Source organism: Geodermatophilus sp. SYSU D00710 (genome assembly GCF_054050195.1).
The window spans coordinates 1-5339 of record NZ_JBJGYX010000111.1 but is presented as its reverse complement, the minus strand read 5'-3'; the positions used below and the strand labels follow the sequence as shown (position 1 = coordinate 5339).

Here is a 5339-nt window from a genome sequence, read left to right as displayed (position 1 = left end):
GTGCTCTGCACACAGGTGTGTGCAGAGCACGACTCCGCTCGGACCACCTGGGTGGCGGTCACCTGATCGAGCCGGCGGAGCCGGCCACGGGGAGCGGGAGCAGTCGTGCTCTGAGTCCCGCTGAACCAGAGGTCGAGCCCGGCGTCGAGGTCGAACGTCCCGGCCGTCTCGACGGAGAACGCCTGGATCTGGCTGTACGGCAGGGAGGTGGAGTCCCGCTTCTCGCCGGAGAAGCCCTGGACGTTCACCGCGATCAGCCGCTTGCTCGTGAAGGCGACGAAGTCCCGGACGGTCTTGAAGGCGAGGTGCACCTGCTCGCCGGGCACGAGCAGCGGGGCGATGTCGCCGGCGACGGAGACGGTGCCGTACCGGATCTGTCAGCGCAGGCGTCGGGTGGCGTCGGGCAGCCGGTCGGTCACCCCGCGGGCGTCCAGCCACTCGGCGAGCGGCACGGCCACCCGGCGGGAGGTCCCCCACGCCGAGCGCGCCTGGCTGAGCGTGAACGGCGCCGGCAGCGCGGCCAGCCGCTCGCGCGCCACCGTCTCGACGCCCGGTGCCAGGTACACGCCCTCGCCGACCCGCACCAGCTGACCGTCGCGCACCGCCGCCGCCAGCTCGCGCGGACCCAGTCCGGCGGCCCGCAGCTGCTCGGCGTCGGGCGCGGCGAAGGGGTCCGTGGCCAGCCGTGCCCGGATGCCGTCGACGGCGCGCTGCACCGCCGCCGGCAGCCCCGCGGCGGCCACCACCACGCGGCCCTCGCGCAGCGCCAGCGGCGGGCGCACCGCCAGCCGCACCAGGTCGTCGTCGGGCAGGTCCAGCTGGCGGCGGACGACGGCGACCGGCGGGCCGGGCTCGAGCGGGAACGCCTGCCGGTGCGCGGCCACCAGCCCCGGTACCCGCCGGGCCAGCGTCTCGACCAGCCCCGGCGCCAGCAGCCACGGCCCGGCACGGACGGCGTCGTCGGGCACCGGCCAGCCCATCGCGGTGAAGTCCTCGACCCGCATGACGCGGCGGCGGACCAGGTCGGCGGTGGCACCGGCCGGGCCGGTGGCCTGCGACGCCAGCTCGGCGGCGCGCTGGCGCGCCGCGCCGCGGCGGCGCAGCTCCGGCGGGGCGACGTCGCGCACGTCGGCGCCCACCACCCGCCGGGCGCCGGGGTCGCGCAGCAGCACCCGGTCGCCCACCCGCAGCGGCAGCGGCGCGGCCAGGCGCAACCGGACCGCCGTGCCCTCCAGTGGCCGCAACCGCACCGGCACCGCCGCCGACCCCACGTGCAGCACCGCCTCGGCCGGCAGCCGGCCGTCGGCCTCGCGGGCCAGCACGACGTCGACCTCGGCGGTGTCGCGGAAGGCGCCCGGCGTGAGCAGCGCGTCGCCGCGGCGGAGGTCCTCCACGGCGACGCCGCGCAGGTTCAGCGCCACCCGCGCGGTCGCCGTCGCCCGCTCCACCGGCCGGCCCAGGGACTGCACGCCGCGGACCCCCACCTCCCGGTCGTGCAGCCGCAGCCGGTCGCCCGTGGCCACCGAGCCGGCGGCGAGGGTCCCGGTGACCACGGTGCCGGCGCCGCGGACGGGGAACGCGCGGTCGATCCACAGCCGCACCGGCGCGCCGGCGTCGGGGGCGGGCAGGCCGGCCAGCAGCGTCTCGAGCGCGGCGGTCAGCTCGGGCACCCCGCGGCCGGTGGGCGCGCTGACCGCCACGCCCGGCACCGTCCCCATCGAGGTGGCCGCCAGCCGCTCGGTGACGTCGGCGAGCACCGGCGCGGGGTCGGCGAGGTCGGCCTTGGTGACGGCGAGCAGCGCGTGCCGCACGCCGAGCGCGTCGAGGACGGCGACGTGCTCGGCGGTCTGCGCCGACCAGCCGTCGTCGGCGGCCACCACGACCAGCGCGGCCGGCACCGACCCGACCCCGGCGAGCATGTTGCCCACGAACCGCTCGTGCCCGGGCACGTCGACGACGGCGACCACCCGCCCCGAGGGCAGCGTCGTCCAGGCGAAGCCGAGGTCGATGGTCAGCCCACGGCGGCGCTCCTCCTCCCACCGGTCGGGCTCCATGCCGGTGAGCGCGCGGACCAGCGTCGACTTGCCGTGGTCGACGTGCCCGGCGGTGGCGATCACCTGCACGAGCGGGCCACCTCCAGCACCGCGGCGGCCAGCTCGTCGTCCGACGACGGCGGCACGCTGCGCAGGTCGAGCAGCGTGCGCCCGTCGGCCACGTACCCGACGACCGGCCGTTCGCCCAGCCGCAGCGGCTCGGCGAACGGCTCAGGCAGCGAGAGGGCCGCGCTGGGCAGCGGGTGCTCGGGCGCTCCCCCGCCACCGACCCGGGCGGCGGAGTCCACGGCGACCGCGTCCACGCCGGCGGCGGCGAGCCGGTCTGCCAGGGCGCCGGCCCGCGCGCGCAGGCCGGATACGTCGGCGCCGAGCATCTGCTGCACCGGCGGCAGCGGGCCGCGCAGGGTGGCCTCCAGCGCCGCGAGGGTCGTCTTGTCCACGCGCAGCGCCCGGTACAGCGGGTGCCGGCGCAGCCGCTGCACCAGGTCGGCCCGGCCGAGGACCAGCCCGGCCTGCGGGCCGCCGAGCAGCTTGTCGCCGCTGGCCAGCACCAGGTCGGCGCCGCCGGCCAGCGTCGTCTGCAGGTCCGGCTCGTCGGGCAGCGCCGGGTGCGGCCGCAGCAGGCCCGAGCCGACGTCGGCCACCAGTGGCACGCCGCTGTTCGCCAGCGCCCCGGCCAGCTCGTGCACCGGCACGGCCCGCGTGAAGCCGCGGACGACGAAGTTCGACGGGTGCACCTTGAGCACCGCGCCGGTGTCCTCGTGCAGGGCGTCGCGGTAGTCGTCGAGGGTCACCCGGTTCGTCGTCCCCACCTCGCGCAGCCGGGCGCCGGTCGACTCGAGCAGGGCGGGGATGCGGAAGCCGTCGCCGATCTCGACCAGCTCTCCGCGGGCGATGACCAGCTCGCCGCCCAGCGCCGTGGCCACCAGGGCCAGCGCCGCCGCGCAGTTGTTCACCACCAGCGCGGCCTCCGCGGCGGGGACCGCGGCCAGCAGCGCGGACAGCGCCGCCTCCCCCCGCGGCCCGCGCCGGCCGGTGCCCAGGTCCAGCTCGACGTCGGTGGTGCCGCTGGCCGCCACCACCGCCTCGACCGCGGCCCGCGACAGCGGCACCCGCCCGAGGTTGGTGTGCACCAGGACCCCGGTGGCGTTGAGCACCGGCCGCAGGCTGCCCGCGGTCGCGGGCAGGGCGGCGAGGACGGCGGCCACGGCGTCCGCGGGAGCGAGCGCGCCCTCGCGCACCCGCTGCTGCACCGCGCGGACGGCGTCCTTGACCAGCTCGCGGCCCAGCCGGGCGGCGGCGTCGGCCAGCGCGGGTTCGGCCAGCAGCGTGTCGGTGCGGGGCACGGCCCGCCGCGGGTCGGCGCTCATCGCTGCGGAGCGTATGCGCGCCGGCCCGCGGGAGCTGGCGGAGGCGGACGGGAATCGAACCCGCCTGACCGAGCTGCTCGGTCACGTCGGCTTTAGAGGCCGCGGGGGCCACCAGACACCCTGACGCCTCCGCCGGGCAGCCTACGGTGACGGCGTGACGACCGCGCCCGCACGTACCCGGCTCACCCAGTACGCGCACGGCGGCGGGTGCGCCTGCAAGATCCCGCCCGGCGAGCTGGAGGCCGTCGTCGCCGGCCTGACCCGCACCGGCCCGGCCGACCCCGCCGCCGAGCTGGTCGTCGGCCTCGACGACGGCGACGACGCGGCCGTCGTCCGCATCGCCGGCGGGCAGGGACTGGTGCTCACCACCGACTTCTTCACCCCCGTCGTCGACGACGCCTACACGTTCGGGCGGATCGCCGCGGCCAACGCGCTCTCCGACGTCTACGCCATGGGCGGGACCCCGGTCGTCGCGGTCAACCTGCTCGGCTGGCCGCGCGACGTGCTGCCCGCGGACCTCGCCGCCGAGGTGCTGCGCGGCGGGCTGGAGGTCGCGCAGGAGGCCGGCTGCCACGTCGGTGGTGGGCACTCCGTCGACGACCCCGAGCCCAAGTACGGGATGGCGGTCACCGGCCTGGTCGACCTCGACCGGGTGATCCGCAACGACGCCGCCGTCGCCGGGGCGCCGCTGTCGCTGACCAAGCCGCTGGGCGTGGGCGTGCTCAACAGCCGGATGAAGGCCACCGGCGAGGTGAGCGAGGAGGCGGTCGCCTCGATGACGGCGCTCAACCGGGACGCCTCGCGGGCCGCGGTGGCCACGGGCGTCCGCGCCGGCACCGACGTCACCGGCTTCGGCCTGCTCGGCCACCTCTACAAGATGGCGCGGGCCAGCGGGGTGACCGCGGTGGTCGACGCCGCCGCCGTGCCCTACCTGGCCGGGGCCCGGCAGGCGCTGGCCGACGGGTTCGTCTCCGGCGGCACCCGGCGCAACCTCGACTGGGTGCGGCCGCACACCGACCTGTCCGCGGTGGACGGGGACGAGGCGCTGCTGCTGGCCGACGCGCAGACCTCCGGCGGGCTGCTGCTGGCCGGCGAGGTGCCGGGCGCGCCGGTCATCGGGGAGTTCGTGCCGCGCCGCGACGCCGCCGTCGTCGTCCGCTGACGGCGCGTCGCGTCCGACGCGCCGTCCGGCCCGGCCGGCCGCGCGAAATCCGCTTCGGCTCCGGACCGGCCGCTGTCACCCTCCCGCTCACCGAACCCGGAGTTCCCGGGACCGGCTGGTGAGGAGGACGGCATGAGGACGAGGACGGTCGGCCGGGCACTGACCGTGCTGCTGGCCACGGCGGCGATGGGGACGGCGGCGGGGTCCGCGGCCGCGGCACCTCCCGAGAGCGCCGGCACCTACACCGCCTACCGTGGCTGGGCGCTGTTCACCGGTGGCGAAGGCCTCGTCGCGGACGTGACCGTCGAGGAGGTGCGCGGCTCGGGGACCGTGGTCCGGTTCGGGCTGCACCGCGAAGGCCTCTCCTGCACGGTGGGCGGCGAGGACGTGGCCGTCGCGGAGGTCGACCGGCTGGACTCGGCCCGCCTGGAGGTGACCTACGACTACACCTGCACCGCGGCGGACGACGGCTCGCAGGGCCTGGCGCCGGAGTCCCTGACCGGGACGGTGGACGTCGACCTGACCTGGACCGGGGTCGGCAAGGCGGAGCGACAGCCTCTCTACGACTGCACCGTCGGCCGTTCCCTCTCCCGCGAGGCGCTCGTCTCCGGGGACGTCTCGCTGACCGGTGACCTCGGGGCCGAGCTCGACCTGGACAACGGCGGCCTGTCCCACGACAACGTCACCTGCCCGCCCGGTCGCGCGTAGACCCGTCCCGCGGCGGTCCGGCGGGCGCGCTGTCGCCCGCCGGAC

The 5339-nt window shown here is 77.6% G+C and carries 5 protein-coding genes and 1 tRNA gene; 2 read left to right on the top strand and 4 right to left on the bottom strand.

Annotated features, from left to right (window positions below; translation table 11 throughout):
• The 4 genes from ACI78U_RS24750 to ACI78U_RS24735 form a co-directional block, all read right to left on the bottom strand.
• On the bottom strand, window positions 1-326 hold a 326-nt coding region (locus ACI78U_RS24750), incomplete at its 3' end, for a PH domain-containing protein (protein ID WP_456878103.1).
• 51 nt (window positions 327-377) lie between these two features.
• Window positions 378-2123 carry a selenocysteine-specific translation elongation factor gene (gene selB, locus ACI78U_RS24745; protein ID WP_456878102.1) on the bottom strand — a complete coding sequence of 582 codons (1746 nt, stop codon included), beginning with the start codon at window positions 2121-2123 and terminating at the stop codon, window positions 378-380.
• Entirely contained in the window at window positions 2114-3424 is a 1311-nt protein-coding gene (selA, locus tag ACI78U_RS24740) for an L-seryl-tRNA(Sec) selenium transferase (RefSeq protein ID WP_456878101.1), read from the bottom strand. Before selA ends, selB begins: the two co-directional genes overlap by 10 nt.
• 35 nt (window positions 3425-3459) lie before the next feature.
• Window positions 3460-3555 (bottom strand) — tRNA-OTHER (locus ACI78U_RS24735).
• Between the two features lie 23 nt (window positions 3556-3578).
• On the opposite strand from ACI78U_RS24735, the gene selD reads away from it, so the two are divergent.
• Together selD and ACI78U_RS24725 are read left to right on the top strand one after the other, a co-directional pair.
• Window positions 3579-4586, top strand: a complete 1008-nt coding sequence (selD, locus tag ACI78U_RS24730; RefSeq protein WP_456878100.1) for a selenide, water dikinase SelD — start codon at window positions 3579-3581, stop codon at window positions 4584-4586.
• 132 nt (window positions 4587-4718) lie between these two features.
• Entirely contained in the window at window positions 4719-5294 is a 576-nt protein-coding gene (locus ACI78U_RS24725) for a hypothetical protein (RefSeq protein WP_456878099.1), read from the top strand.
• The last annotated feature ends 45 nt before the right edge of the window (window positions 5295-5339 follow it).

What these genes read in the sequence shown, in the direction of transcription:
- selA (WP_456878101.1), bottom strand. Translation starts at nt 3,424, where the DNA reads ATGAGCGCCGACCCGCGGCGGGCCGTGCCCCGCACCGACACGCTGCTG.
- ACI78U_RS24725 (WP_456878099.1), top strand. Translation starts at nt 4,719, where the DNA reads ATGAGGACGAGGACGGTCGGCCGGGCACTGACCGTGCTGCTGGCCACG.